The sequence below is a fragment of the Mesorhizobium sp. 10J20-29 genome (assembly GCF_054130485.1).
Genome location: NZ_CP199156.1, coordinates 1162468 through 1188891 on the forward strand (window position 1 = coordinate 1162468; position 26424 = coordinate 1188891).

At 62.9% G+C, this 26424-nt stretch carries 24 protein-coding genes and 2 pseudogenes; 8 read left to right on the top strand and 18 right to left on the bottom strand.

All coding sequences use genetic code 11. From position 1 onward, the window contains the following. Window positions 1-95 precede the first annotated feature (95 nt). The 3 genes and pseudogenes from ACT2BZ_RS05605 to ACT2BZ_RS05615 all read right to left on the bottom strand — a co-directional run. Window positions 96-242: pseudogene (locus ACT2BZ_RS05605) on the bottom strand (transposase); the annotation flags it as partial. Window positions 243-620: 378 nt separating this feature from the next. Beyond that, window positions 621-1721: a PAS domain-containing sensor histidine kinase gene (locus ACT2BZ_RS05610; RefSeq protein ID WP_457939862.1), complete on the bottom strand. Its 1101-nt coding sequence runs from the start codon at window positions 1719-1721 to the stop codon at window positions 621-623. After that, a complete protein-coding gene (locus tag ACT2BZ_RS05615; RefSeq protein ID WP_457939863.1) occupies window positions 1722-2510 on the bottom strand; it encodes an alpha/beta fold hydrolase in 789 nt (262 codons plus the stop codon). It abuts the gene before it with no gap. 328 nt (window positions 2511-2838) lie between these two features. Between ACT2BZ_RS05615 and ACT2BZ_RS05620 the strand changes: the two genes are divergently transcribed. Together ACT2BZ_RS05620 and ACT2BZ_RS05625 are read left to right on the top strand one after the other, a co-directional pair. After that, window positions 2839-4296 carry a sensor histidine kinase gene (locus ACT2BZ_RS05620; protein ID WP_457939864.1) on the top strand — a complete coding sequence of 486 codons (1458 nt, stop codon included), beginning with the start codon at window positions 2839-2841 and terminating at the stop codon, window positions 4294-4296. After that, entirely contained in the window at window positions 4293-4664 is a 372-nt protein-coding gene (locus ACT2BZ_RS05625; protein ID WP_457939865.1) for a hypothetical protein, read from the top strand. The genes ACT2BZ_RS05620 and ACT2BZ_RS05625 overlap by 4 nt, the downstream gene beginning before the upstream one ends. Before the next feature lie 262 nt (window positions 4665-4926). Here ACT2BZ_RS05625 and ACT2BZ_RS05630 read toward each other — a convergent pair whose 3' ends face one another. Together ACT2BZ_RS05630 and ACT2BZ_RS05635 are read right to left on the bottom strand one after the other, a co-directional pair. Continuing rightward, entirely contained in the window at window positions 4927-5559 is a 633-nt protein-coding gene (locus tag ACT2BZ_RS05630) for a tyrosine-type recombinase/integrase (RefSeq protein ID WP_457939866.1), read from the bottom strand. A gap of 173 nt (window positions 5560-5732) precedes the next feature. Beyond that, a complete protein-coding gene (locus ACT2BZ_RS05635; RefSeq protein ID WP_457939867.1) occupies window positions 5733-7400 on the bottom strand; it encodes an amidohydrolase in 1668 nt (555 codons plus the stop codon). Between the two features lie 313 nt (window positions 7401-7713). Here ACT2BZ_RS05635 and ACT2BZ_RS05640 point away from each other — a divergent pair, with 313 nt between their 5' ends. Further along, on the top strand, window positions 7714-8142 hold the full coding sequence (locus tag ACT2BZ_RS05640; protein WP_457939868.1) for an AAA family ATPase: 429 nt from the start codon (window positions 7714-7716) through the stop codon (window positions 8140-8142). Window positions 8143-8150: 8 nt separating this feature from the next. Next, a complete protein-coding gene (locus ACT2BZ_RS05645) occupies window positions 8151-10442 on the top strand; it encodes a LuxR C-terminal-related transcriptional regulator (RefSeq protein WP_457939869.1) in 2292 nt (763 codons plus the stop codon). A 225-nt stretch (window positions 10443-10667) separates the two neighbouring features. Here the strand turns inward: ACT2BZ_RS05645 and ACT2BZ_RS05650 are convergent, their stop codons facing one another. Continuing rightward, window positions 10668-12695 carry an MASE1 domain-containing protein gene (locus tag ACT2BZ_RS05650; protein WP_457939870.1) on the bottom strand — a complete coding sequence of 676 codons (2028 nt, stop codon included), beginning with the start codon at window positions 12693-12695 and terminating at the stop codon, window positions 10668-10670. Window positions 12696-12883: 188 nt separating this feature from the next. On the opposite strand from ACT2BZ_RS05650, the gene ACT2BZ_RS05655 reads away from it, so the two are divergent. Then, window positions 12884-13426, top strand: coding sequence for a hypothetical protein (locus ACT2BZ_RS05655; RefSeq protein WP_457939871.1), 543 nt, complete (start codon window positions 12884-12886; stop codon window positions 13424-13426). Window positions 13427-13458: 32 nt separating this feature from the next. Then, on the top strand, window positions 13459-13647 hold the full coding sequence (locus ACT2BZ_RS05660; protein WP_457939872.1) for a hypothetical protein: 189 nt from the start codon (window positions 13459-13461) through the stop codon (window positions 13645-13647). A gap of 52 nt (window positions 13648-13699) precedes the next feature. Here ACT2BZ_RS05660 and ACT2BZ_RS05665 read toward each other — a convergent pair whose 3' ends face one another. From ACT2BZ_RS05665 to ACT2BZ_RS05700, 8 genes are all read right to left on the bottom strand, one after another. Continuing rightward, the gene (locus ACT2BZ_RS05665) at window positions 13700-14632 is read right to left on the bottom strand and encodes a 2-hydroxyacid dehydrogenase (RefSeq protein ID WP_457939873.1); all 933 of its coding nucleotides are present in this window, start codon (window positions 14630-14632) and stop codon (window positions 13700-13702) included. Window positions 14633-14642: 10 nt separating this feature from the next. Then, window positions 14643-15374 (bottom strand): HpcH/HpaI aldolase family protein, encoded by a 732-nt coding sequence (locus ACT2BZ_RS05670; RefSeq protein WP_457939874.1) that lies wholly within the window; start codon window positions 15372-15374, stop codon window positions 14643-14645. Next, entirely contained in the window at window positions 15367-16053 is a 687-nt protein-coding gene (locus tag ACT2BZ_RS05675) for an RraA family protein (protein ID WP_457939875.1), read from the bottom strand. The genes ACT2BZ_RS05670 and ACT2BZ_RS05675 overlap by 8 nt, the downstream gene beginning before the upstream one ends. Window positions 16054-16079: 26 nt before the next feature. Then, window positions 16080-17144 (bottom strand): ABC transporter ATP-binding protein, encoded by a 1065-nt coding sequence (locus ACT2BZ_RS05680; protein WP_457939876.1) that lies wholly within the window; start codon window positions 17142-17144, stop codon window positions 16080-16082. Window positions 17145-17238: 94 nt separating this feature from the next. Continuing rightward, window positions 17239-18270, bottom strand: coding sequence for an ABC transporter substrate-binding protein (locus ACT2BZ_RS05685; RefSeq protein ID WP_457939877.1), 1032 nt, complete (start codon window positions 18268-18270; stop codon window positions 17239-17241). Window positions 18271-18309: 39 nt separating this feature from the next. Then, window positions 18310-19146 (bottom strand): ABC transporter permease, encoded by an 837-nt coding sequence (locus ACT2BZ_RS05690; RefSeq protein ID WP_457939878.1) that lies wholly within the window; start codon window positions 19144-19146, stop codon window positions 18310-18312. Continuing rightward, the gene (locus ACT2BZ_RS05695; protein ID WP_457939879.1) at window positions 19143-20000 is read right to left on the bottom strand and encodes an ABC transporter permease; all 858 of its coding nucleotides are present in this window, start codon (window positions 19998-20000) and stop codon (window positions 19143-19145) included. Before ACT2BZ_RS05695 ends, ACT2BZ_RS05690 begins: the two co-directional genes overlap by 4 nt. Beyond that, window positions 20000-20662 (bottom strand): GntR family transcriptional regulator, encoded by a 663-nt coding sequence (locus tag ACT2BZ_RS05700; RefSeq protein WP_457939880.1) that lies wholly within the window; start codon window positions 20660-20662, stop codon window positions 20000-20002. The genes ACT2BZ_RS05695 and ACT2BZ_RS05700 overlap by 1 nt, the downstream gene beginning before the upstream one ends. 89 nt (window positions 20663-20751) lie before the next feature. Here ACT2BZ_RS05700 and ACT2BZ_RS05705 point away from each other — a divergent pair, with 89 nt between their 5' ends. Next, the gene (locus tag ACT2BZ_RS05705; protein WP_457939881.1) at window positions 20752-22311 is read left to right on the top strand and encodes a gamma-glutamyltransferase; all 1560 of its coding nucleotides are present in this window, start codon (window positions 20752-20754) and stop codon (window positions 22309-22311) included. 344 nt (window positions 22312-22655) lie between these two features. Here the strand turns inward: ACT2BZ_RS05705 and ACT2BZ_RS05710 are convergent. Next, window positions 22656-22799: pseudogene (locus tag ACT2BZ_RS05710) on the bottom strand (integrase core domain-containing protein); the annotation flags it as partial. A gap of 19 nt (window positions 22800-22818) precedes the next feature. On the opposite strand from ACT2BZ_RS05710, the gene ACT2BZ_RS05715 reads away from it, so the two are divergent. Beyond that, window positions 22819-23715, top strand: a complete 897-nt coding sequence (locus tag ACT2BZ_RS05715) for an ABC transporter permease (protein WP_457939882.1) — start codon at window positions 22819-22821, stop codon at window positions 23713-23715. A 185-nt stretch (window positions 23716-23900) separates the two neighbouring features. Here the strand turns inward: ACT2BZ_RS05715 and ACT2BZ_RS05720 are convergent, their stop codons facing one another. From ACT2BZ_RS05720 to ACT2BZ_RS05730, 3 genes are all read right to left on the bottom strand, one after another. Further along, entirely contained in the window at window positions 23901-24383 is a 483-nt protein-coding gene (locus ACT2BZ_RS05720) for a DUF302 domain-containing protein (protein WP_457939883.1), read from the bottom strand. A gap of 180 nt (window positions 24384-24563) precedes the next feature. Beyond that, entirely contained in the window at window positions 24564-25766 is a 1203-nt protein-coding gene (locus ACT2BZ_RS05725; RefSeq protein WP_457939884.1) for an MFS transporter, read from the bottom strand. Between the two features lie 105 nt (window positions 25767-25871). Beyond that, window positions 25872-26366 (bottom strand): cupin domain-containing protein, encoded by a 495-nt coding sequence (locus tag ACT2BZ_RS05730; RefSeq protein WP_457939885.1) that lies wholly within the window; start codon window positions 26364-26366, stop codon window positions 25872-25874. Between the last annotated feature and the right edge of the window lie 58 nt (window positions 26367-26424).

Below are 26424 nucleotides of genomic sequence, written 5' to 3' on the forward strand. Positions count from 1 at the left end.
GCGACGCTCCCGGGCGGCTTGCCGCGAATACCCAACTACACGCCGCAACCAAACGGACCGGAAGGCCGAGCGCGGCTGCTCGGATGTGATCCGGCGCGGAGGACCTGATTACCCTTCAGGCCACCGTATTCGGACCGCCAACGATAGTAAGCTACTTCGGTCACGCCTATCGACCGGATCACTTCGGCAATCGACTTACCCTGCGAACTCAGCACATCCCGGACCGCGCGATCCAGGAACAGCGCCCAATGTCGTCGTACGCAGGCTCTGCCCCTCAAAACACTGGCAACGCATCGCCATTCATTCGACCGGAACATAAAAAAACTTCATTGCAGCATCATCCATTCCACGCCGACATTTGGTGACTTCGTTAGCACCGAATAGGTCCGACTGCTTTCAGGAACGGCAACCGGCTCACACAATGGCGATTTTGAGGGCGCAAGGCGGTATTACCAACTCGGGGTCGATACAGTCGGTCTTCTTCAAACGAGCTCATGATCGGCTGCCGCAATACTGCCTCATTGATAACGACCAGGACTCCCCGTCGTTATGATCAAGTGTGCAGCCCCGTCCGAGACCTGACTACCACCCAATCGTCCTTGGGTGTCGCTCTCCGAAAGCTATACCAACGGCATCCGGAATGTGACGCGCACTTCGTCCTCGTGCGATTGAACGCCGAGCGAGCCGGCGTGCGCGCGGGCGATCTCGGAGGCTATGTGCAGCCCAAGGCCCAGCCCCTGCTGGCTGGAGCTCGTGCTGCCCCGAAAAAACGGCTGGAACAGGTGAGACATTACCTCTTCGGGGATCGGTTCGCCGTGGTTGGCGATCGCCAGCACCAACTCCTGTCCGGTCGTTTCGGCATGGAGGCGAACGGGTCGGTCGGAGGCACCATGGGTGATCGCGTTGCTGAGGAGGTTCGAAACGAGTTGGGCAATCCGCCGTCGATCACAGTCGACCGGTTCGGTCAGATTGATCTCGGCTTCGATGCTTCGTTGCGGATGTGCTGCTTCCAGTTCTTCGATGATCTGGTGAAGGACCGGCGCGAGCGGCGCGCTCGCGTCACGCGACAGTCTTATCCCGCCGCCTGACTGACTGCGTGCAAGGTCCATCACGTTGTCGATCAGTTCGGAAACGCGTGCGAGGCTGCCCTGCATCAAACCGATGACATGCAGAGATCGTTCACTCTGAGGCTCCTTCAGCAGCATTTGGACCCCTGCATTCAAGGCGGCTACCGGATTGCGCAGATCGTGCCCGAGGACGGCAATGAACTGGTCCCGCAGTTTCCCGAGCTTTCGCTCGGCTTGTTGCGCGTCGACGAGTTCGCGTTCGTAGCGTCGGCGTTTGGTCGCCTGGAAAAGCGTCACTCGCGTAAAGACCAGCGCGCCGGCCGCATCGCGCTTCTCGACGGCATTGGCGAGGACCGGAAGCAGCCCCCCATCGGCAGTGACCAAGTCGAGCGCTACCTCGTTGAAGAACCCCTGCATCCTCAGCAAGGGCGCAAAGTGCGTCTCGTAGAAGATACTGCCGGCAACATTCAAGAGATCACGCAAGCGCTTGCCGACGAGTTGATCTGCGGGAAAGCCGAGCCATGACGACAGGGTGGCGTTGGACTTCACGATGAGTCCCTGCGGGTTCAGCGACAGGTAGCCGCACGGAGCATTCTCATAGAGGTCGTTAAGGTCTTCGACCTGCTCAGCCCTGCCCTCGCCCGGATGAATCATCTAGGTGAAATCGCGGATAGCCGCGATCACCTCGTCCGGCGCGCTCAGATTGGGGCAGTGGCCGCTCGCCTCCAGATAGACCAGCTTGCTGTCGGGCACATGCGCCTGGACATACTCACCGACCTGCTCCGAGGCGATGATGTCGTTGCTGCACTGCAGGATCAGTGTCCGAGCAGTGACCCTGTGTAGGTCGGCGCGGTTGTCCGAGGTGAAGGTCACGCGAGCGAAGGCTTTCGCAATGTCCGGGTCGGTACGGCAGAAACTGTCGGTGAGTTCGTCCGCGAGTTCGGGGCGATCCGCATTGCCCATGATCGCCGGGGCCATCGCAGCCGACCATCCCATGTGGTTATCGGCAAGCGAATGAAGCAATTCGTCGATCTGATCGGCGGTGAAGCCGCCCGTATATCCCGTGTCGTCAATGTAGCGGGGCGAAGGCCCTACCATCACGAGGCTTTCGAAGAGCTCCGGCGCCTTGATCGAAGCCAGGGCGCCAATCATGGCGCTGACGGAATGGCCGACGAAGATCACCCTGGACAACCCGAGTTCGCGGCAGATCTCCACCACATCATCCGCGTAGCCTTGCAGGCTGGCGTACTTCTGAGCGTCGTAAGCCGACAAATCCGAACGGCCCGCGCCGACATGATCGAACAGAACGACCCTGTAGTCGGCTTCGAAAGCGGGAGCCACATAGCGCCACATGTTCTGATCGCATCCGAAGCCATGTGCAAACATCATGGGCTGCTGGCCGGCACTGCCGAGTTTGACATTGTTGCGCGACAAGACTGACACGGACGCCTCTTCCCTGATCGTGTGGGGTGCTCGCTGGAATCCGACTCCTACAGCAATTTTGCCAGATTGAAACCTCAAGGCGCTTATTGGGACGATTGATCGATCCGATTGTATGAATGCGCGGTGCCGGGTCGCGAGTACCGGGCAAAAAGCGTGCGAAAGCATCGATGTCCATCAAGGGCTCTCGAGTCTTTCAGGATCGGCCAATTGGTTGGAACTACAACCCGATAGGCGGGTTGAGTGCTGCGGCGGAAAGGGACGCCGTTTGTTCTATTTCAAAATTGCACCGTAGATTGATGTGCCGAGGGCGCCGATCTCAGGAGACAATGTGCACTACGGCGACCCCACTCAGGACCCGCATCTCAACACGATAAATGCGCTCGACAGCGAGGAAGCTCGCAGGCAGCTGAATGCCGTCCTGGACAATGCCACGGTCGCCATCTTCCTGATGAACGAGCGACAGCAGTGCACGTACATGAATGCTGCAGCCGAGCGCCTGACGGGGTATTCACTGCATGAGACCCAGGGACGCGCGCTCCACGACGTGGTCCACCACACCCATCCCGATGGTCGGCACTATCCCCTGGAAGACTGTCCCATCGACCGCGCGTTTCCCGAACGGAACCGGATGCAGGGCGAGGAGACCTTCGTCCACAAGGACGGCAGCTTCTATCCCGTCGCTTTTACGGCCAGCCCGATCCGTGACGACAATGGCCAGCCGATCGGAACCATCATCGAGGTGCGTGGCATCGCCGAGGAGAAGGCGCGGGATACGGCACTGCGTGAAAGCGAGGAGCGTTTCCGCAATATGGCCGACCACGCGCCGGTCATGATGTGGGTGACGGAGAGCGACGGCTACTGCAGTTACCTGAACCGCGCCTGGCATAAGTTCACCGGACAGACTGCCGAAGAGGCGAAGGGTTTCGGCTGGTTGGATGCAACCCACCCCGACGACAAGGGCGAAGCCGAACGCATCTTTGCTTCCGCCAATGCGCGCCGCGAGGCCTTCCGGATCGAATACCGCCTGCGTCGTGCCGACGGCGTCTATCGCTGGGCTATCGACGCGGCAGCCCCGAGGTTCGGGCCGGGCGGCGAATTCCTCGGATATATCGGCTCCGTGATCGACATCGACGAGCGAAAGGAAGCCGAGGAGAGGCAGAAGCTTCTCGTCCAGGAGCTTCACCACCGGGTGAAGAACAATCTCGCCACGGTCCAATCGATGGTCAATTTCACGCTCCGGACATCCGAGACCATGGACGATTTCCGCAAGAGCGTGGCGCACCGCCTGTCCGCACTTGCGCGCAGCCACTCGATATTGACCAGCAGTTCGGGCCGGCTGACCGCGCTGCGCAAGATACTTTTGAGCGAACTCGAGCCCTATGATCATGACCTCCGCGTCGAGCTGGACGGGCCTGACCTGAATGTGCCCGACGATGTCGCCATGGCGCTTGCGATGGCCACCCACGAGCTGACTACGAACGCTTCGAAGTACGGGGCTCTTTCCGTCGACGACGGCGTCGTCTGCCTATCGTGGTCAGTCGAGGCTGATGGCTTCGACCGCCGGATCCTGTCGCTTCAATGGCGCGAGCGAGGTGGCCCACCTGTTACCATCCCCACCAAGCGCGGCTTCGGGTCCATGCTGCTTGAGAGGATACTCGGGCCCCAACTCAGGGGAGCTGTGCAGATCGAGTATCTTCCTGAAGGCGTCCATGTCGAAATCCGCGGGCTGATCCAGGCACCGGTAGCTCACCCCTACGCCAACTTTGCGCAGGAAGTTGTCCCGTGAAACGCAATCTCGCAGGCGCGCGCGTCCTCATTGCCGAAGACAACATTATGGTCGCGATGGACTTGGCGTCCGAATTCGAGGCGTCGGGCGCCGAGGTCATGGGACCCTTCGCAAGGGTCGAGGAGGCCATCGCGGCACTCGTTTCGGGCAAGCCCGACGGAGCCATCCTGGACGTGAACCTGCTAGACGGGATCGTCACGCCACTGGCAGTGAACCTCATCGAAACCAATGTGCCGGTCGTATTCTGCACGGGCGTCTCCCTGCCAACAGAACTGGGCGCCCATTATCCGGATGCCCAGGTCTTCATAAAGCCGACCTCATCGGACCGTTTGGTGGATGCGCTGGCGCTGCGTCTGGTGCCACGGTGAGCTGGCGACCCGGCTCGTGTTGCCCGCCGCTAACTGCTATGTGGGAGGAAAGAAGTTAGCTGCCTACTTTGTCTACCGACCGACTATCTGACACGCTTGCTCCTTGATGCCGGCTCGCACGCATGTCGTTCAAACCACGCCCTTGTCGCGCCTGAAGTGTCCGCAACGTCCGCTTACGGGCCGAGGCCACCGATCGCTTGACTTCCGATATGAGGGCGCGTTCCAGAATGCGGGCCTGCCATTTCTGGCGGGGCCGCTAGGCTCAGATTTCGGTTGTCTCAGCCAGCGTAAGTGCATCATCGAGGTCGACGCCGAGGTATCGAACAGTGTTTTCAATCTTGGTGTGGCCAAGTAGGATCTGAATGGCTCGAAGATTGCCGGTCGCCTTGTAGATCAGGGCTGCCTTCGTCCGACGAAGGGAATGCGTTCCGTAGTCTTCCGGTCGCAATCCGATCGCCGCTACCCACTCGTCGACTAACCGTGCGTATTGTCGGGTACTTAGGTGTCCATCCGGATCAACTCGGCTTGGAAAGGCAAAATCGTCGACACTGCCACCACGGCGTTCGAGCCACGCGAGTAGGCTTGCTCGTGTATCTGCGGTTATCTCGAACTGGACTGGTCGGCCAGTCTTCTGCTGGATTACCATTGATCGGTTCCGTATCGTCGGGCCAGATACAAGTGAACCGATCTTCATTTTCACAAGGTCGCAACCGCGAAGTTTGCTGTCGATCGCAAGTTCGAACAGCGCCCGGTCACGCATCCTGCCTTCGCGATCCAGGAAAAACCGAATTAGCCAGATTTGCTTAACTTTGAGCGCTCTCTTGGCGCCAACCTGCTTACCGACATTCCAGGCAGGCCGCCCTTTGGCGACCGGGTCATACTGTGAGATACCCATAACACTTCTCCCATCGGCCGACATGGCCCATCTAGAGATAGTGACGAAGCCGGAACCGGACCGACGGCTCTAAGGTTTGGGAGGAAGATTGCAGACCTTCACGGCGGGCGTCCAAAGTCTCTACCGCCCCAAGATGAGAGAAAGCCGGCTCCGTCGCCCACGGTGTCTCAGCCTTATCGCTCAAAGGTGATCTTACCACCGCATATAGTCATGACTGGTTTCGACTCGTGCAAGCGGTCGGGCTCAGCCGCTTCGATATCGCCCGAGAGCACCACTATGTCAGCATAGTATCCTGGCAGGAGGCGCCCCTTGCGATCCTCGGCGAACTCCGCCCAGGCTCCTTCCAGCGTGTATGCAGCGATCGCTTCGTGCAGTGAGAAGCTGTGGTCCGGCATGTCATCTGCCCAAGGTTTGCGTACCATCGCCGCCTGAATACCCGCGATCGGATCGACTGGCGAAACCGGCCAGTCGGAAGCGAAGACGACATGTGTGCCGGTCTCCTTGATCGTGCGCCAGGCGTAGGAAAGCCGCCAGCGGTCACGACCGATCTTCGAAACGGATGGCTCAAGCGGCAGTCCCATCGAGCCTGGAGGATGCGGAGGCTGCATCGACGCTATGACGCCAAGTTTAGCAAAGCGTGGAATGTCGTCGTCGGTCGTAACTTCGATATGCTCGACGCGGTGACGGCTGTCGCGCCGGCCATTGATACTTGCGGCCGCCTCATAACCGTCAAGCACGGTGCGGACGGCCGCGTCGCCGATCGCATGGACAGCGATTTGCAGGCCTCGGCGATCGGCTTCCGTGGCGATTTCGGCAAACTCGGCGTCCGAGAAATAGGGCTCGCCCCGCCAGTTTGGATCATCGCCATAAGGCTCGATCATATGCGCTGTGCCCGAGTCGAGCACGCCATCCATGAAGATCTTGACCATTCCCGACTTGAGCCAGTCGCTGCAATAGCGCTCCGCCATCTGGGAGGCTTTCTCCAAGTCGGATAGGGTCATGAACGGTTTGTAGTGGAACGGTATCTGGGCCCGGCAGATCAGCCCGCCTTCTCTTTCCACCTCCTCCAGCAGTTGCAGCTGGTAGAGATTGCCGTCCATGTTGTGGAAGGAGGTTATTCCGTGTTCGGCGGCATAGGCGAGGCCGCGCCGCATGATCTGCTTGTCGGACTCCCACTCTTCCGACGTCGGCCGTTGCTCGGGCTCGCCGCCGGTCTGGATGCCGAGCCGCACGCGGCTCGGGCCGGCAAGATGCGAGACGGGCTGCATCGCCTCGCCTTCGCGTAGCTCGCCGGTGGCCAGGCCATCTGGCCCCATCACAACCTCGTTGCCGGGATTGACCGTCTTGCCGTGGAATATCCCGGCTCTTTCAAGTGCGATCGTGTTGGCCCACATCGTATGATGGTCCGGCGCTACAAGCGCTACCGGCCGGTTCGCCACGATACGATCGAGGTGGTGGCGCGTCAGCTTTTCACGCTCGCCAAGGATCGTGTAATCGCAGCCCTGACCGAAGAGGACCCGATCGTCTGGGCGTTCGGCGGCGTAAACCGACAATTTTGCCTTGAGATCATCAAAGCCCTTGGTGCCGAAAAGCTGAAGATGATCAAGTTCAGCGGCGCCCATGAAGAGATGAATATGGCTTTCAATAAACCCAGGGAGGACCGTTCCTCCTTGCGCGTCAATAATGCGCGTGTGGGCTCCCACTGTGGCCTCAATCGCTTTTCTATCACCAATCAAGGCAATCTTGCCGCTTTCGATGGAAATCGCTTCTGCGCGCGGGGCGCCATCGACCATGGTCAGTACGCGCGCGTTCACAATCACGAGGTCGGCTTTGTTCGGCATGGGATTGTCCGGTCTCTCCTGATGGGGGCCTGCTCGCACAGGCACTTTCGCTATGACGATAAGCGTTCCAGTCGATCTTGTCCGCCATGCGACAACTCAAGTCATTTTTGGCGGTCCTTTTCGTGCGATGCCAAGTCAGGAAATGGAGAGGACGTTAGCTTAACCGCCTCGTAGCTGAGTTTTGGACGACAATACGTAAGCGAGTGCAGGTGCCTTGCACATTCGTCACCTATCTGTTGAGACTGGGAACGGCATTGTCGGTATGGCTCCTCGCGGTGGACCGAGTGAATGCTTAAACGGGTGGCGTGGTCACATGATCAGCACAAAGATGCAACCACCGCACCTGCGCAACGCGTTAATCGAAAGAGCGCGTTTGCAGCGTTTGCTTGGCCATGCCGTCGAGGGGAAACTAACCATCGTCTCTTCACCCGCGGGCTTCGGCAAGTCGACGCTGCTCGCCCAATGGGCGCAGTGTCTGGCGGGCGGGCGGGTTGCTTGGCTTTCGATTGACCGATTCGACAATGATCTCGCGCGTTTCCTGAAATATTTTGCGTCCACCCTGAACAGGGTCGACGAGCGCATTGCAGAGAACGCCGTGTCACTGATCGACTCCAGTCCGGTCACACCGGTGGACTCGCTTCTCACCTCCATCATCAACGACCTCTCTCGCGCTGATGCCCCAATATACCTCGTTCTCGATGACGCCCACTTGATCGCTTCGCAGGAAGTCGCAGGATTTTAGGCGCGCTCGTGGCTTACGCACCTCCTGCGTTCCATCTGGTGCTCGCCACGCGCGGCGATCTGCCGGTAGAACTAGCCGCCATGAAGATGAAGGGCCAAGTTGTCAGCCTTAACGACGGCGACCTGCGCTTTTCACTGGAGGAAAGCGAGAACTACCTTCTCATGGTTTGTGGCCTGACGCTCAGTATTCCAGCGATCGTGTCTCTTCACCGAAAAACCGAGGGCTGGCCGGCTGGGCTCCAGCTTGCCGCCTTGGCGCTTGCGCACGAGGACAATCCGGAAGCTTTCGTGGCGGAATTCAGTGGCAGCCAGCGGGATATCGCTGCGTTCTTGGCGCAAGACGTCTTGGCGCGGCAGGATCTCCACATCCAGGAGTTCCTCCTGCGGACGTCGGTACTAGATCGCTTTTGCCTCGGCCTTGTGCAGGCGCTCTGTCCAGACATCGATTGCACTGACGCGTTGGATGCGGTCGAGCGCTCGAACCTGTTCCTGATCGCTCTAGACAATTCCGGCCAGTGGTTCCGGTACCACCATCTATTCAGCGATTACCTTCGCAATAAGCTCGACGTCCGCCCTGCCAGCGAGCGGGTGCGACTTCATGCTATCGCTGCGACTTGGCTGGCCGAGCATAACCACGTTTCCGATGCGGTCGATCACGCACTTCAGGCGGGCGATACCGACTTTGCGGCAAAGCTGGTTGAGACATGCGCGATGCCGCTCATCATGCAGGGCCATATTCCACGTCTGACCGAATGGCTGAACCAGCTTCCCGAAGCTGTCGTAGCTCAACGGCCCCGCTTGCTGCTGGCTCGCGTCTGGGCGCAGTTCCACATGAGCCGGCCGCGCCAAGCTGTTCGCATCCTCAAGCAGGCCAAAAACTTGATCGACTTGATGTCACAGGGGAAACAGCTGGCGCCCCGGATCGAACGCTCACTCAAAGCGGAACTGAGGACGCTGACGGCAGGCGTGCTCAGCGCCAGCGATCGCTCGCGCTCGGCTACTCGCGCCGCTGCGCGGTGGCTGGCCGCCTTCCCGGAAGATGAACCCTTCGCGAGGGGTACGCTGGCCAATGTCGCTTCGTTTTCACACTACTCGTTGGGAGAACTGGAGGCCTCGCGCCTCCTTAGCCTGAAGGCGCGTGACTATCACGCAGCTTCTGGATCTGTATTCGGAACTGTCTATTCGGACCTTCTCCTGGGTTTGGTCGAAATCGCTGCGGGCAATCTGCGTGGCGCCTATGAGCACCTCGATCGCGCCTGCCAATTGGCAAGGGAACGTCTCGGCTCAGGCTCCTACGCGGAAGCGATGACTGCGATCTTTCTGGTGGAGCTTTCTTATGAGTGGAACGACTTGGACGGTGCAGAGAGACTTCTGCATCAACACCGGCAAGTCATCGAAGAATGCGGCTTGGTCGTGCACGAAATGGCATGCAAGCTGCATCTTGCGCGGCTGGCCGCCGCCCGAGGGAGGCAGCAAGACGCATTAAACCATCTCGAGGCCGCGGAGCGGCTTGGAATTGAGAAACGCTACCGACGCCTGACCGCTAGTGCGCTTGACGAGCGCGTGCGCATGCTGCTTGCGAGCGGCGATTTGCGGGGCGCCCGCCTTGCGCTGAGATCACGTGGGATTGAGCTCTCGCATGAGGCGCTGTCTCAGCCCGTCCATCCTATGGAAGAACATCTCCGCATTGGCGCGGCGCGCATGCTCATTGTCATCGGCCGCCAGAAGGAAGCTATCGCGCAACTGGAGCGCATTGGTGCGCGAATGCGAAGCGATGGCCGCATGCGCGGGTTCATGCAGATCCGGGCGCTGGTAGCTGTTGCCGCCCACAGCGCCGGCGAGTCATTGCTGGCGTTGGCCGCCATCGTCGACGCTGTAACACTGGCCCAAGAGCAAGGGGCGATTCGCTCGCTCGTGGACGAGGGTGAGCCGCTACTTCAAGTGCTCGATTTTGCGCGGCAGCGCATTCCCGCATGGACTGGTTCATCGGAGACGGCGGCTTTTGTCGAGATTCTGCTTAGCTCCTCCGGAGGACTCGATCGTCGCCCACGGACTCGCACATCCGACCGACTGCGAACCAAAGAGCTCTTAAGCAGCAAGGAAACGCAGGTCGCGACGCTCTTGATGGAGGCCTACACCAACCGCCAATTGGCCGAGAACCTTTCAATGGCTCCCGACACGGTGAAATGGCACCTTAAGAACATTTTCGGCAAGCTCGGCGTCTCCAGCAGGACGGAGGCGGTTCTCCGGCTCCAAGAAATCGGCATTGAGGGAACTTCGATGCGGGATATGGCAGGGTGAAATCCGCGCACCACCCATTCGGGTGGGGTGGAAAAATCGTCGCTTTACCTGAACGTGGAGGGACAGATGCGTGAAGTTGCGAGACCATCACCGGACAGATGCATTGATTGGCCGAGGGAGAAACGTCGCAGGACCTTGCCGCTCAGGGGCAGAAATCACACCGGAGCTGCGAGCGCCGCGGGCGACGAAGCAGACCCGCCGCGCTCCCGATCCCTTAACTTGCGGTCACTCCTGCTCAAGCTTGCCGGGTTTGGGCTGGATGACCGAAAGCGGGCAACGCAGCTGCCAGACAATGCCCTCGGGCGCGTAGTCAATGGTGACCTTCCCCGACATCGACGAGGCGGTCATCTTGTCCAGCACGACGCTGCCAAATCCGACCGACCCGGGGGCGACTACCTCGGGTCCGCCCGTCTCGCGCCAGGACATGGAGAAGGTATCCGCGCCGACCGTCCATGCAATCTCCACACGGCCTTTGTCGTTGCTGAGGCTGCCATACTTGGCGGCATTCGTCGCCAGCTCATGCAGGGCCATGCTCAGCGCCTGAGCGGCGGAGGGCGGGATCATGACGGAGGGGCCAGACAGGATGATGCGGCTGCCGACCGTTCCGAAATGCTCGACCTGGGTGCGCACGAGTTCTTCAAGGGCGATGTTCTGCCATTCGCTCTGCACCAGGAGATCCTGGTTCGCCGCGAGAGATTGCAATCGCTCGCTAAAGATCCTGACGAAGTTTTGGGGCGACCGCGCGGCCATCTGGCGTGCGATGACCTGGACAATCGTGAGCAGGTTCTTGCTCCGATGGTTGACCTCGCGCATAAGCAACTGGCGCGCCTCATCGGAGCGCTTGCGCGCGGTAATGTCCTGAATGATCTTGATGAGATAGGCGATCTTGCCGTCGGGGTCGCGAACGCAGCTGACTGTGGTGTGGCCCCAGACAGTTGAGCCGTCTTTGCGGATGTATCGCTTCTCAAGTTCGTACTCGTCGGCCGCACCGGACTTCAGCCGGTTCCAGGCCGCTTCGCCCAGCGACAGGTCATCCGGGTGGGTGAACTGATCGAGCGGGTGGCTCTCCATCTCGTCCAGCTCGTAGCCGAGCATCTGCGCCAGACGGTCGTTGACGCGCAAGAGCATGCTGTCGCCTCCGACGATGCTGATGCCGACACCCGCATTCTGGAACGTCGCCTTGAAGCGCTGCTCGGCCACCTCGATGGCTAGTGTGCGTTCAGCGACCCGCTCCTCGAGTTCGGCATTGGCGCGGGCCAGATCCGCCACCGCCTGACGCTGTTGCCGGATGACGGCAGCGACGATGAGCCCGGTCGACGCCGCAACGAGCGTCAGCGCCTGCATCTTGACGTGCAGCAGTGCTGCGGTGGCGGAAGATACCTGCGCGGGGTCGATGCCTTGCGCGTGGAAGCCGATCGCAACCGCTAGCCCAAGCACGGAAAATGCGGCGCCGCGAACTTCGAACCGCAGAGCGGCCCAAAGAACAGGCACCAGCAACAGGAAAGCGTGCGCGGCGTCCGTGGCCATTTCCCACGCGCTGATACCTGCCAGGAGCAAGGCGATGGCTGCGCCCTCCAGAAACTGCGCGCCCGTCGGCCACGCTTTTTCCCGCCAGGCGTTCAAGGTCGAGATGACCAGCGGCGTGGCGATCAGGATCCCTGTAGCGTCGCCCAGCCACCAGACCGGCCATGTCGTGATGAACGGGTTCTTGCCAGCCAGTGCGCTGACCGCGCTGCCGAGTGTCGCGCTGATAACCGGTGCGGCCAGGACCCCAATGGCGATGAAGGCCAGCATCTGCGGCAAGGTGGCTACCCGCCGGATCGGTGCCTGCACGTAGGGTGCGAGCAGGAATGCCGCAGTAGTGACGGCGGCGGCGTTGGCGGCAACATAGCCGAGCGCCGAAAGAAGCGGGTTCTGGAACCAGATGACATTGCCGCTAAATTCACCCGCGGCGCCGATGAGGATCCACCAGGGCCAGGTTCGCCGGGGCTGCGTTAGCAAGAGGGCGAGGATAACGCCATTCGGCGGCCATACAGTGATCGGAATGCCTGGGATCACCATCAGCCAGCGACCGAAGGCAGCAGCCAGCATGTACGCGGCGTAGGAAACGACAAGCGCGGCAACGCCTGGTCTGCCGGCGGCGATGCTCCCAGCTCGCCCCTGCATTTTGCTGCCCGCGGATTGGTCGCCTGGGGCATCGGCTGCGGATGAGGCTGCCAAGCGCTGTGACGGCGTCAGACCCCTGTCACTCAATTAACTGCTTCCTCGTTGAAACATCGGCCTGCCAGAGCCACGGCGGCAGCAATGATGGCAGAAGCTCGGGGCGTTAGGAAGGTGCGTAAGACACCAGAGCGACGCCGCGCATCCGGTCGGCCACGCCTCCTCGCGGAACAACCGGGCCGGCCCGGCATTCATGCTTCGAAGCAGTAGGAGACAGAAACATGCGTACGGTATCGGGAATATTCGACACTCGTGATCAAGCCGAAGCAGCCGTGGATGCGCTAGGCGAAGCAGGCATCGGCAGCGAGAATATCAGCCTGGTCCGCCCCGGGCATGACGGAGACGATGATGGGCTGGAAGGCGCAGCCGTTGGCGCAACGGTCGGCGGCGTCCTTGGCGCACTGGCTGCTTTCGCCATTCCTGGCATCGGCCCGGTGGTCGGTGCGGGCTGGCTTGCCACGGCACTGACCGGTGCTGCCGCTGGCGGCCTTGTCGGGGCCCTTGCTGATGCAGGCATCGACGAGGAAGACGCCCACGTTTACGCCGAGGGCATCAGGAGGGGCAACACCCTGGTGATCGCGCGTGTCGAGGACGCTCAGGTGGACGCGGCCACAGCGATACTCGGCCAATCTGGCTCCGTGGACGTCAGCAGCCGACGCGAAGAGTTTGTGAGATCGGGGTGGGATCGCTTCGATGAGAACGGCGACCCGTGGCTGGACGAGCGCATGCATGCGTCTTCCCTGCAGGTCCCGCCTGTTCGATAGAGCCGTAAAGCTTCAGCGAAGGAGGACCTGAGATGAAACAGGACAAGAGCAACGCGGCGAGCAAGCCGAAAGACAAGAAGCCGACTGACGCTTCGGAGCAGGTTGATCGCCCGGGGTTCGACCTTGGCGGCTCGACCGGAAAGACGCGGGCCGGTCGCGGTCTCGGTCTGGGCACCGACGCGAAAGAAGACCCCGAAGGGCAGCGCCTGCCTCGGAAGTGACCCGGGCGCGAACAGAGCCAGCGCCCTGCACGCAATTTTCGCTCACGGCCCCTCAATAACCCCGATTCGGATCAGCGACAGCATCGGAGGCGCCGGTTGTCTCGAAGCAGCGGATGTTCTCGGCGATGACCGATGCCCCGGTTTCGGCGTCGATCATCGACGCGATGTGGGGCGTGATGCGTATCCTCGGGTGGCGCCAGAACGGATGCTCGGCAGGCAGCGGTTCGGTGCGGAAGACGTCCAGCGTCGCGCCTCCGAGCCGGCCGGAATCGAGCACGGCAAGCAGATCGTCTTCGACGAGATGCCCACCCCGGCCGGCATTGATCAGCCGGGCGCCCTCGGGAAGCTGTGCGAACAGCCGGGAATCGAGGATGTCGCGCGTCTCGGGCGTCAGCGGCAGAAGGCAGACCAGGATCTCGGTTCGCGCCAGAAAGGCGGTCAGGCCGTCCGCACCAGCAAACACGGTGACGCCATCGACCTGCCGGCCCGATCTGGACCAGCCGGCCGTGTCGAAGCCGAGGTCCACGAGCGTGCGGGCACAGGCGCGGGCGATGTTGCCGAGCCCCATGACGCCAACCCGGCGGCGGCCGGCGACCGGCGTCACGATCTGCCGCCACTCGCCCCGCGCCTGGCTGGCGTCGGTGGTCGCCAGTTCGCGGTGATGGGCCAGCACGTGCAGGGCCACGTATTCGCGCAGCCGCTGCACCATGTCGGGCCCGGTGGTGCGCAGAATCGGCAGGTGTTTCGGCAGGTCCGGGTCGCGCAGCACATGGTCGACCCCGGCGCCGACGGAAACCACCGCCTTGAGGTTGGGAAAGCGGGCTATTCCGCCGCGCGGTGGCGCCCAGACGACCGCGTATTCGACCGCCGACAATTGTCCCGGATCGTCGAAGTCGCGGATCTCGTGGTCGGGCATCAGGCGCGACAGGAGACCGATCCATTCGCGCGTTTCCTCGGCATCGCCGAGATAGACGACAATCGACAAGGCCCTCTCCTCAGCTTTTCAGGCCGGCTTCGAGCCCGGTCCATAGCGCGCCGTATTCGTCGACGGTCACCTGCCAGGCTGCGCCCAGTTCGGTTGCAAGGGCGCGCTCGCTTGCCGACCACGCCGGCATGATCCACGGTTTGCCGGCGGCCTTGGCGGCGGCGGAAATCCGCCGCAAATCGTCGACATCGGCTTCGGTCTTGGCGTAGGCGCCGCGCCCGCGGCTCAGCGACAGGTCCGACGGCCCGACGAAGACGCCGTCCACCGTCGGCAGCGCCAGGATCGCCTCGATATCGGCCAGCGCCTCGGCGCTCTCGACCATCGGCAGGCATTCGGTGCCGGCGTCCTCGCGCGAATAGTACTCCTGCGACACCGCATCGTAGCGTGCGGGCCGGGTGCCGGAGAAGCTGCGCACGCCGTTCGGCGGGTACTTGGCCGCAGCGGTGACCCTGCTTGCGTGTTCGACGCCACCGATATGAGGGATGATGACGCCGTGACAGCCCATGTCCAGCGCCTGCTGGATGGGAATCGCCTCGGGGCCGAGAACCTTGGCGTAGACCTTCGCCCCGAGCGCCCGGATCAGCGCGATCAGCTTGTCTGTCGCGTCGAGTTCGAAATAGCCATGCTCGATGTCGAGCACGAAACGCCGGCAGCCGAGCCCGACCGCGATCTCGACCAGTTGATGGTGAGTCGTCGACAGCCACACAGCGTGGGGGGAAATCCTCACCGAAGCCTCAGACACCGGCGCCCTCCATCCCGTTCTTTTCCAGCATGCCGCGGATGTCGATCAGGTCCTGCAGCATTTCGCCCTTCTCCACGCGCTCGATCCAGTCGCCCTCTTCCGCCTGTTCGGCCAGCGCCCGGTCGGTCAGTTCATCGAGCCGCACGGAGGGCACAACGACCACGCCGCAATCGTCGGCCAGGACCGCGTCGCCCGGGACGATCGCGACACCGCCGATCGAGACCGGGACATTGAAGCCGCCGCCGATGTTGAGGAGCTTGGTGGTGATCGCCGAGGTGGCGCGCGCCCAGGTCGGGACGCCGGCGGCAATGATCGCCGCGGGATCGGTCACGGCTCCGTCGACAATCACGCCGGCGAGCCCGCGGATGCGCGCGACTGCCGCCATGAAGCCGCCCCAGCACGCCTGCTTGTGATCGCCGACGCGGTCGATCACTAGCATGTCGCCCGGCCGAACCCGGTCCATCGCATAATAAAGGAGTGTCGAATCCGGCCCGGCGATCTGCACCGTGACCGCCGCGCCCGCCGCGCGCGGACCGACGATGAGGGGGCGGATTGCCGAATCGACGAAGCCGGCGTGCAGATAGTGGCCGAGCGTTGCGGCCTCGACCTTTGCCAGCCGCGAGACCCGGCCGGGATCGAGCTGCGCTGGCAGCGGTTCGATGCGATAGATATCACTCATGTCTGGGATGCCCTCGAGAAGGAAATTCAGGTCACGAAAAGCCGCAGGTCGTCGGCGGCAAGACCGAGTTGCGCGCCCTGCCCCACCTGTGGCGGCGCCGCACCGGTGTTTTGCCGGCGCAATGTCACGCGGGTGCCATCCGACATCGTGTAGACAAGCCGCAGGTCGGTGCCGATGAAGTCGACGTCGACGAGCCTCCCGCCGGCACTGTTGGAAGCGTCCGCCGCGACGGGCGTGACGCGCTCCGGCCGGATGGTCAGCGTGACGGCCGCTCCCGCCGCCGGCGGCTCGGAACAGGCAACGTCGAAGCGGCCGCCGAGCGCCTCGACCCTGGCGCGTCCGGCGCCTGCCTCGATGACCCGGCCCGGAATCATGTTGGTCTCGCCGATGAACTCGGCCGCGTACAGCGACGAAGGGGCATTGTAGAGTCCGCTCGGCGTGTCGAGCTGGATGATCTCGCCGCCCCGCATCAGCGCGATGCGGTCGGACATCGTCAGCGCCTCCTCCTGATCGTGCGTGACGAATACGAAGGTGATGCCGAGCCGGCGCTGCATCTGCTTGAGTTCGTGCTGCATCTCCTTGCGCAGCTTGAGATCGAGTGCCCCCAGGGGCTCGTCGAGCAGAAGCACCTTGGGCTCGTTCACCAGGGCGCGGGCCAGCGCGACGCGCTGCTGTTGGCCGCCGGATAGCTGCGACGGCTTGCGGTCGGGAAACCCGCCCATCTGCACCAGATCGAGGGCCGCGCGCGCCCGCTCGAGCCGTTGCCGCCTCGGGACCCGCCGCACCGTCAGCGGGAAGCTCACATTGTCGAGGATGCTCAGATGCGGGAACAGCGCGTAGCTCTGGAACACGGTATGCACCGGGCGCAGATGCGCGGGCACGTCCGAAACGTCCTGGCCATCGATCAGGATGTGTCCCTCGGTCGGAAGCTCGAACCCGGCGATCAGGCGCAGCGTCGTCGTCTTGCCGCAGCCGGACGCCCCCAGCATCGTGAAGAACTCGCCTTGCCGGATCGTCAGATCCATCCGGCGGAGCGCGGTGAACGTGTTGAAGCGCTTGACGACGCCGCGCAATTCGACCGCGCCTTGCATGGAAGTGTCGGACATTAAGGGGTGGACCCGATCGTCTGGAAATCTGCGTAGGGATGCGCGCGGACAGTCTCCGCGCGCATCGTCTGGGTGTGGATTACTGGGCAGCCTTCACCTTGGTCCAGCCATCCTGGTAGAACTTCATCGCATCGCCGAGGTCGAGGATGAAGTCCGCATTGGCGATCGTCGCCTCGTCGGGGAAGACGGCCGAGTTGTTGGCGAGATCCCCGGGCAGCAGCGCCTTGGAGGCCGGGACGACGGTCGCGGTCTGGCTGAGCTCGGTGGTCTTTGCCGCCACTTCGGGGCGCAGAATGTAGGTCAGGAACTTGTAGGCGGCGTCCGGATTCGGCGCGTCGCTGAGAATCGAATAGCCGTCGATCCACATGGTACCGCCCTCTTCGGGCAGAACATAGACGACGTCCGGATTGTCCTTGATGGCCTGCAGCACCGACGACGACCAGCTCTCGACGATGCAGGCTTCGCCCGACGAAACCAGGTCGGCGAAATTCGTGCTGTTGTAGCCTGCCAGGAGCGGCTTTTGCGCGATCAGCGTCTCGGTGGCCTTCTCGACCTCTGCGGGATCCGAGGTGTTCGCGCTGAATCCGTTCACCTGCAGGCCGGCAATGTAGGCCGCCAGCATGTTGTCCAGCATGTAGATCCGGCCCTTGTACTTCTCGTCGAACAGCGCCTTCCAGCTGGTGATCGGCTCATCGACGCAGCTCTTGTTGTAGGCCAGGCCCGTGGTGCCCCAGACATAGGGAATGGAATACTTGTTGCCGGGGTCGTAGGACACCTGCTTGAACGACGGGCCGATATTGTCATAGGTGTCGATCTTGGCGTGATCGAGTTCGGCGATCGTGCCGCGGCTGATCAGGATCTGCACCGCATATTGCGACGGATTGACGAGGTCGTATCCCGTCGCGCCGGCATCGAGCTTTGCGATCATCGATTCGTTGCTGTCGAACGTATCGAAGGTGACGGTGATGCCGGTTTCCTTCTCGAAGTCGGCGATCACCTGGTCGGGCATCTCGTTGGCCCAGCCGAAGATCCGCAGGTCTTCGGCCATGGCAGGGCCGCCGATGATCAGCGCAAGCGCCGAGGCGGCCAGAAGAATTTTCGGTTTCGTCATGTCAGTCTCCCTGTTGCAAAGGTTTGAGGGCCCGGCGCTTCATCGCCGGCTGGTTTTCAACATCAGGGGCAGGTAGCGGCCCATGACCAGAAAGAGGATTGCCACGTTGGCGACCACCAGGAGCGTGCCAAGCGCGTTGATCTCGGGGGTGATGCCAAGCTTGAGCATCGAGTAGATGCGCAGGGGCAGCGTCGTGGTCCCTACTCCCGACGTGAAGGTGGACATCACGAGATTGTCGAACGACAGCGTCGCCGAGAGGATGAACGCCGTGAAGATCGCCGGCATCAGCTGCGGCAGCGTCACCATGCGGAAAGTCTGCCATTCGTTGGCGCCGAGATCGGCGGCGGCGTTCTCCAGCTGCAGGTCGAGCGACGAGGCCGCGGCGCGGACGATCAGTGTGGAGAAGGGGAGCGACACGAGAACATGGCCGATGATCATCGTGCCGTAGCCCAGCGTGACGCCCATGAACGACATGAAGACCAGCAGCGCGACGCCAAGCACGATTTCGGGCAGCACCAGGGGTGCGGCGAGCGCTGCGCCGAGAGCGTCGCGCCCGAAGAATTGCCGCCGCGTGATGGCGACGGCGGCGAGTGCGCCTGTCGCGGTGGAAATTGCCGCGCTGGCGACGGCGACGATCAGGCTGACCTGCAGGGCGCGGGCGATGTGCCTGTTGTTCCACACCACCTCGAACCAGTCCAACGAGAAGCCGGTCCAGACCACCGTCGAGCGGCCGGCATTGAAGGCGAAGGCGATCAGCACGACGATCGGCGCCAGCATGAAGATGTAGGTGATCAGCGTGACCCAGCCGGACAGGCCGTGAGCGAACACCCTGGTGAACCAGCCCGGGCCGGCCCGATGCACCTGCTGGCCGCTCATTTCATCCCCTCCACGCGGCGCAGTGCACGCATGTAGAGCAAGATGCCGACGCCGGAGATCAGCAGAAGCAGCACCGACACGGCGGCGCCCTGCGGAATGTTCCGGAACTCGAGGAACAGCTGGACGATCAGGTTGCCGAGGATGATCTCCTTGCCGCCGCCGAGCAGCACCGGGATGGCGAAGACGCCCATGGAGGGAACGAAGACAAACAGCGCGGCGGCGAAGACGCCCGGCAGAGAAAGCGGAAGCGTCACGCGGAGGAACGTTTCGGCCGGCCCCGCGCCGAGATCGGCGCCGGCTTCCCGCAATCTCGGGTCGATCGGCGTCAGCGCCGCATAGATCGGAAATACCGTCAGCGGCAGGAAGGCATAGACCATTCCGACGAGGGTTGCGCCGTAGGTACCGAGCATGCCGACCGGCACGTCGATCAGCCCGAGGCCGATCGCTCCCTGGTTGATCAGGCCGCCGCGTCCCAGCAGGACCACCCAGGCCGAAATCCGGATCAGGAAGTTGATCCAGAACGGGATGAGCAGGAGAAGCAGCAGCGCCGGGGCGGCGCGGCCTGCCTTGAAGGCGATGAAATAGGCAACCGGATAGCCGATCAGCAGGCAGATCGCAGTCGTTGAGGCGGCAAGTTTGAAGGAATTGACGAAGACCTGCAGATAGGCGGCCTGGAACAGGTCGTGGTAGTTGTCGAGCGTGAAGCCCGGCAGCACCGCGCCGTAGGAGTCGCGCAGCGCGAAGCTGTAGGCCGCCACGACACACAGCGGAACGAGAACGAAGAGGGTGAGCAGCAGCAGGGAGGGCGCCAGCATCGCCCCGGTCTCGATCCGTTCGCGCGCTCCCCTTCGCATCAGCGGCCCCTTCGTTGTCCGCCGGGCATCTCGGCGGCGAGTGGGGCCGGCCCGAACGTCAGGTGCTTTGCCATTGCGGCGCGTGCGGCAGGCGCGTCCCTCATGCGTATCGCATTCACCACCGCATGATAGGTTTCGAGTTCGTCCTTCACGAGCGTGGCGGGCACCTGCGAGACATAGAGGCTGCGCACCGACAGGCCGTAGAGCGAGGCCAGGAACCGTTGCGCGAAAGGGTTTTCGGAGGCCGCCGCGATCATGCGGTGAAACTCTTCGTCGACCGCGAGATTCCAGGTCACGTCCCGGTCATGTTCATCGATTTCTGTCTCGATCTGCTGCAGGAAGGCGTCGAAGCGGGCCAGATCGTCGGCGCCGCGCCGTTCCGCCGCCAGTCCCGCAGTGAAGCACTCGATTTCGCGACGCAGTTCATAGGCACGCATGAGGTCGGCCGGCGACGCCCCGGCGACGACATAGCCGCGCCGGCCGAGCGACGAGACGAGACCTTCCTGGGCAAGACGCAGCACCGCCTCGCGCAGCGGCGTTCTTCCGACCCCGAGGTCTTCGACAAGCGCCTTTTCGTCGATCAGGCTGTTCGGCGGCAGTTCGGCCACCATGATGCGCCGTCTCAGTTCCGCATAGGCCGCGTCGCTTTTTCGCGTGCTCATCAATCGGCGTCCGCTTGATATATTTCAAAATATATTAGACTGTATACTGAGCGGGAAGCGCCGCGCAAGGGGTCATTCACGGGGGATAAATGGGAACGTCAGGCGATCAGTGGATCACCCGCAAGCCGCTGGTGACGGACGCTGGCGGCATGGTCGCCGCACAGCACATCGCCGCCGCGCGCGCCGGCGCCCTGCTGCTGTCGCGGGGCGGCAATGCGGTCGATGCCGCGGTGGCTGCCGCGTTCGCCCTGGGGGTCGTCGAGCCGTGGATGTGCGGGCTCGGCGGCAGCGGCTTCATGGTCGTCTGGGTCGCTTCGGAACAGCGGGCCGTTGCGCTCGATTTCCAGGGCGCGCTGCCGCTGGCGCTCGATCGGGGCGACTATCCGGTCGATGACACGCTGCCCCTTACCTCGATGGGATTTCCGGCGGTCAAGGACCTCGCCAACACGCAGGGCGGCAGGTCGGTAACCGTGCCGGGCGCCGTTGCCGGCTTCGACCACGCGCTGGGCGCCTTCGGCCGGATGTCGCTCGGCGAGGCGCTTGCGCCGGCGATCGGGCTGGCCGAGGAGGGAATTCCGGCCAGCTGGTTCTGCACGCTGATGATCGCCTCCGAGATGGCGATCCTCGCCCGGGATCCGGTCGCGGCCTCCATCTACCTGCCCGATGGCGCTCCCCTACTGCCGGGTGCGCGCCTGCGCATCCCCGGCCTCGCCCGTAGCCTGCGCCGTCTGGCCGAAACCGGGAGTGACGGTTTCTACCGGGGCGATCTCGGGCGCGACATGGTCCGCGAACTGCAATCGCTCGGCTGCCGCATGACGATGGGGGACCTCGAAGCCTATCGCGTCATGGAATATGCGCCGATGGAGGCCCAGCACCGCGGGTCTACCCTCTACACTCCCGGCGAGCAGAGCGGTGGTCTGCGCCAGCGCGACTTCCTCGCTCACATCGCCGCAAAGCTACCCGAGCCCCCGTCAGTACCCGATGCGACGACCTGGCCAATCTATGCTGAAGCGCTGGAGAAAGCCTGGCACGCCCATCGCGCGCGCAACGGGCCCCTGTCGGAAGTCGGAAGCTCCACCTCGTCCCTCTCGGCAGCCGATGCCGAAGGCAACATGGTGGCCCTCACCTACACGCTGCTTGATCACTTCGGCGCCGGCATCACGCTGCCGGAAACCGGCCTCGCGTTCAACAACGGAGTCAGCTATTTCGACCCGCGTCCGGATCGGCGGACGTCGATGGAAGGCGGCAAGAGGATCAATTCCTCGAACATGGTGCCGACGATCGCCGTGAGTGACAACAATGCGCTCTTTGCCATCGGCGCCTCGGGCGGCGACCTCATCATGCCTTGCGTGTCGCAGATCGCAGCCCTGATGCTGGATTTCGGGCTGTCGCTGGAAGAGGCGCTGCATTCGCCGCGCATCGACGCCTCCCACCGCGGCAGCGTCCGCGCGGATCCCCGCCTCGGCAAGGCCGTGCTCGATGCGTTGGCGCAGCATCACACGCTGGAAATATCGGGCAACGTCGTGATGCCTAAGCTATATGCCTGTCCGTCCGGGGTAGCTCGGACCGCAGAGGGTTTGGCCGGGATCAACGATCCTGCCCTGCCCGACGGCGGGGCCTGCGGTCCAGCCAGTGTGGTCAGCGACTGACAATTACCATTGAAGCCGAGCATTTTGAGTTTTGGTTTCAATGCTTTCTGCCTCAAAGACTATTGTCTGCTAACGGCCCCTTTGGACAAAGTCTGCCTGTCGGCTTTGCGCGTCAGGTCGGTGATTCCAAGAGCTTCGTTGGTTGCCAGAGAGCAGACGCTCTCATCGCCCAAACTTGCGGCATGATCTCGACGGAGCCGCATCTTGAAGCAAACAAGAAATCGACGAGGCAGTCGTCGTCTGGGGGATCGATTGAAGTCAAATGACGACGCAGAATCACAGCTGCGCTTGAGGTACAGAGGCTTGGGTTTGGCCGGCCCCCATCGGGTGGTCCGGTTTGAATGTTAGTGCATGACGGGACTTGGTGCTACGGTCGGGGTGGCCGGCGAAGCTGGTCCGGGTTGCGCAGCCGGCCACAGGATCGCCTCCGGCGCGGGCGGTTTGTAGCCCAGCGATGAATGCGGTCTGACCGTATTGTAGTGCTGCCGCCGCTGGGAGGCGAGCGGGGTGCTGGTCGCGCTACTGGTGCTGTTCATCCTGCTGTCGCTGGCGGCGCCTTCCTTCCTGTCGCAATACAATATGAGCGTGGTGGCGCGGCAGGCGTCATTCGTCGGCCTCGTCGCGCTCGGGCAGACGCTGGTGCTGCTGGTTGGCGGCATCGACCTGTCGGTCGGCGCGGCGGCGGGACTTTCAGCCATCATCGGCTCCCTGCTGCTGACTCAGACCGGCATCCATCCCTACGCGGTGCTGCCGCTGACGGCAGGATTCGGCATGATGCTTGGCTGCGTCAACGGCTATTTCGTCGCTGTCCTGCGGCTCAATCCCTTCATCGTCACGCTGGCCTCCTGGGAGATATTCGCCGGCATGACGCTGGTGATCACCAAGGGCTACCCTATCCGGCCGCTGGGCGAGCAATTCCAGGTCTTCGGCCAGGGCAGCCTCTTTGGCATTCCGGTCCCGGTCATCATCTTCCTGGTGGCCGGCGCCGTCCTCACCTTCATGCTGGCGCGCACCCGCTTCGGCAGAAACATCTATGCAACCGGCGGCAACCGCGAGGCAGCCGAACTGGTCGGCATCCGCACGTGGCGCGTCGAATTCCTCGTCTTCGGCCTTGCCGGCATGTTCGCCGCGCTGGCCGGCATCCTCTACGCGAGCCGCATGGATTCTGGCCAGCCTTCGGTCGGCGAAGGCTGGCTGATGGGCGCCATCACCGCGGCCATCATCGGCGGCACCAGCCTGAAGGGCGGGCAGGGGACGATCGTTGGCACCATCCTTGGCGCGCTGCTTATGGCAGTGCTGGCCAACGGCATCGTGCTGATGAACGTCTCCGGCTACTGGGAGCGCGTGATCATCGGCACCGTCGTGCTGATCGCCATCCTGGTCGATCTCCTCCGGCGGCGATGAGATGAGTAGCGATCGGGAAGCGACGAGTAGCGCTGTGCTCGCTCCGAAAAGTACTAGACTCTTGGAGTGGAGGGGCGCCTGTCTCAACGTCTGATGCGCCATGATTTCCGCCAGCCGCAGAGACCTAGGGTCCGCGTTGGTACCGCGGGCCCTAGCGTCTGGTCTCTTGGCGCAGCCGTTTTTGTTTACTGGCTGACCGAAGAAGTCACTGACTCAATCACCGACGTCGCCATGCCAAACTCCTGGCTTCTGTTGGTGATGCCGTGGCGCTTGGCGATCCAGTCGAAGTCGGAATAGGCGGCATAGACCGAGCCGTCGTCAGCCTGATAGACCAGCACGCGTACCGGCCAGTCGAGGCCCGCGGTCGGGTTGGCTGTGATGAACGTGGTGCCGAGGGCCGGATTGCCGAACATGACCAGCCGCGAGGGCTGGACCTTGTTGCCGGCGGCATTGCCGAGCTTGGCCTGGTCGATGACGCCGAAGAACATGATGCCCTTCTTGGCGACGTCCTTCTTGATGCGCTTGACGGTCTCGGCCACCGAATAGTGGCTCTTGACGGTGACGACGCCGTTGGCGGGCGCCTCAGCCCTTACTGGAATTGAGGCTGGCAGGACGAACCCCAATGCGAGAAGGGTTGCGCCAAGCATCGATCTGAGTGCGGTTTTCATCTCTTGTTTCTCCATGGTTAGGCCTGTCCCGTGATCAGGCTGGCGCCGAGCATGAAGCCCCGGAGCGGCACTGGATAATGCCGTTAGCTGCCTGAATTCATGATCCCAGGGAATGGATCGGGAGCAGGGACAGGCGGCTTGGTAGCGGCCACTTGGCGGCCGTTCGCGCGAAACCGGCAGTCAGGATTCGGCGCGGCTGAGCACACGCGCGAACACCATGGCGACGAGCATGACAGCTACCAGGACGGCGATGCAGGCGGTCCATCCGAAGCCGTCGAAGACCTGCCCCAGCACGAAGCTTCCGACCAGGCCGCCGCTGTAATAGGAGGCGAGGTAGATGCCGCTGGCTGTCGCCTTGTCGCGCGCTGCTGTGCGGCTGACATGGCCGGTGGCGATCGCCTGCGCCAGGAAGGTGCCTATGGCGACGAGCGCCATGCCGGCGAGGACAGCGGGCAGGCTCTGGGTGAGCAGCGCCAGCAGGCCGATGACCGCCAGCCCCAGCGTCAGTATGACCCCCCAGGCGGGGCCCAGTTCTGCCGCGACGCGGCCGGCGAACGGGGTCGTCAACATCGACGGCAGGAAGACGAAATAGACCAGGCCTAGCGCCATTGGCGTCAGGCTGAGCGGCGCGGCCGTGAGGCGGAAGTTCACATAAGTGAACGTGCCGATGAAGACGAACAGGATAAGAAAGCCGATGAGAAAGCAGCTGCGCAGCTCGCGATGCATCAGGTGCCCGCGCCAGGCGGCCGGCGCGCCAGGCGATGTGGCACCCGTTGCCATCATGCGTTCGGTCCTTTCGAGGGTTGCCCACACCAGCAGCGCACCCGCGACGTTCAGCCCGGCAAAGATCAGGAAGTTCGACGAAATGCCGAAGGTATCTGCAACCGCTGCTGACAGGATGCGGCCGAAGAAATTGCTGGCGACGTTGCCGGTGACATAGGCGGCAAGCGCGCCAGTCGCCCGGGCCGGTGAAAAGTGCTCGGCCAGATAGGCGACGGTGAGGGTGAAGGCGGTTGACATGCAAAGGCCCTGTGCGACACGCAGCAGTGCGAAAGTGGTGATGTCGGTGGTGGTTGCGAGAAGGGTGGTCGGCACGGCGAGCAGCAGCAGGCTGACCCAAATGCCGCGACGCCGGTCGAGATTACGGGCAAACAGAGCCACCACGAGGCCTGCGACGGCCATCCCGAAGGTGCTGGCGTTGACGGCAAAGCCCATAGTGGCACGGCTGACGTCGAACCTGGTGACCAGCGACGGCAGGATGGCCTGCGCGGCAAAGAGGTCGACAAGCGTCAGGAAGGCGATCAGGGCGATGAGGCCGAAGCGCAGGGCGTCGGCTGCGACGGGGGCGAGTCTGGCCGGCTTGGTATCCTGAAAGACAGCCATCGGAAACTCCTTGGATAAGGCCGCGGGAAAGCGGGGGCCGTTCCCGAAAATGTCAGTGTTCGAGAACGGTCCTCCGTGGGTCGAGCAACGCGAAAACGTGCGCCGTTACATCGTCTGGTTGTCGGCCATTGCCGGCGGCAGCAGGTCGGCGGAGATCAGCACAGCCGCTTCGCGGCCATTGTTCTTCCACCAGTGCGCCAGGTCGCCGAATTCAGGTGTCACTTCGCCGGCCTTGTGCTCGATCGGCACCTTGCAGTTGCTGCTGTATTCGGTGATCGATCCGGACAGGATGTAAATGTTGGCGGCGCGCTCGCTGTGGTCGTGCCACGGAACGACTCCGCCTGGCTGGACGACCAGCTTGCGCATGCGCAGCATGGTGCCGACAAAGTCGCCGCCCTTGCTGCTGAGGTCGATTGCGGAAAGTACGTCGTCGGTGACGTCCTTGGGCATGGTTTCGCCGGACGTCAGCGCACCCTGCATGACCTGGTCGGCAGGGCACTCGCCGGCGGAAGCCGGAGCCGTGGCAAGGGCAGTGGCCCCTGCCAGGAGGCCGAGCGCGACTACGATGCGGGTGCGGTTTGCAATGAGTCTTACGGACATGTGCAGTTCTCCTTGTTCGAGCCCGCCAGGGAAATTCGGGGCAGGCAATGAACGGGAG

Bases quoted from the DNA above. Each gene is read 5' to 3' on its own strand.
- ACT2BZ_RS05720 (WP_457939883.1), bottom strand. From the start codon at position 24,383: ATGAAAACCGCACTCAGATCGATGCTTGGCGCAACCCTTCTCGCATTG.
- ACT2BZ_RS05675 (WP_457939875.1), bottom strand. From the start codon at position 16,053: ATGAGTGATATCTATCGCATCGAACCGCTGCCAGCGCAGCTCGATCCC.
- ACT2BZ_RS05705 (WP_457939881.1), top strand. From the start codon at position 20,752: ATGGGAACGTCAGGCGATCAGTGGATCACCCGCAAGCCGCTGGTGACG.
- ACT2BZ_RS05635 (WP_457939867.1), bottom strand. From the start codon at position 7,400: ATGCCGAACAAAGCCGACCTCGTGATTGTGAACGCGCGCGTACTGACC.
- ACT2BZ_RS05700 (WP_457939880.1), bottom strand. From the start codon at position 20,662: ATGAGCACGCGAAAAAGCGACGCGGCCTATGCGGAACTGAGACGGCGC.
- ACT2BZ_RS05730 (WP_457939885.1), bottom strand. From the start codon at position 26,366: ATGTCCGTAAGACTCATTGCAAACCGCACCCGCATCGTAGTCGCGCTC.
- ACT2BZ_RS05640 (WP_457939868.1), top strand. From the start codon at position 7,714: ATGATCAGCACAAAGATGCAACCACCGCACCTGCGCAACGCGTTAATC.
- ACT2BZ_RS05695 (WP_457939879.1), bottom strand. From the start codon at position 20,000: ATGCGAAGGGGAGCGCGCGAACGGATCGAGACCGGGGCGATGCTGGCG.
- ACT2BZ_RS05660 (WP_457939872.1), top strand. From the start codon at position 13,459: ATGAAACAGGACAAGAGCAACGCGGCGAGCAAGCCGAAAGACAAGAAG.
- ACT2BZ_RS05630 (WP_457939866.1), bottom strand. From the start codon at position 5,559: ATGGGTATCTCACAGTATGACCCGGTCGCCAAAGGGCGGCCTGCCTGG.
- ACT2BZ_RS05690 (WP_457939878.1), bottom strand. From the start codon at position 19,146: ATGAGCGGCCAGCAGGTGCATCGGGCCGGCCCGGGCTGGTTCACCAGG.
- ACT2BZ_RS05655 (WP_457939871.1), top strand. From the start codon at position 12,884: ATGCGTACGGTATCGGGAATATTCGACACTCGTGATCAAGCCGAAGCA.
- ACT2BZ_RS05685 (WP_457939877.1), bottom strand. From the start codon at position 18,270: ATGACGAAACCGAAAATTCTTCTGGCCGCCTCGGCGCTTGCGCTGATC.
- ACT2BZ_RS05680 (WP_457939876.1), bottom strand. From the start codon at position 17,144: ATGCAAGGCGCGGTCGAATTGCGCGGCGTCGTCAAGCGCTTCAACACG.
- ACT2BZ_RS05725 (WP_457939884.1), bottom strand. From the start codon at position 25,766: ATGGCTGTCTTTCAGGATACCAAGCCGGCCAGACTCGCCCCCGTCGCA.
- ACT2BZ_RS05610 (WP_457939862.1), bottom strand. From the start codon at position 1,721: ATGATTCATCCGGGCGAGGGCAGGGCTGAGCAGGTCGAAGACCTTAAC.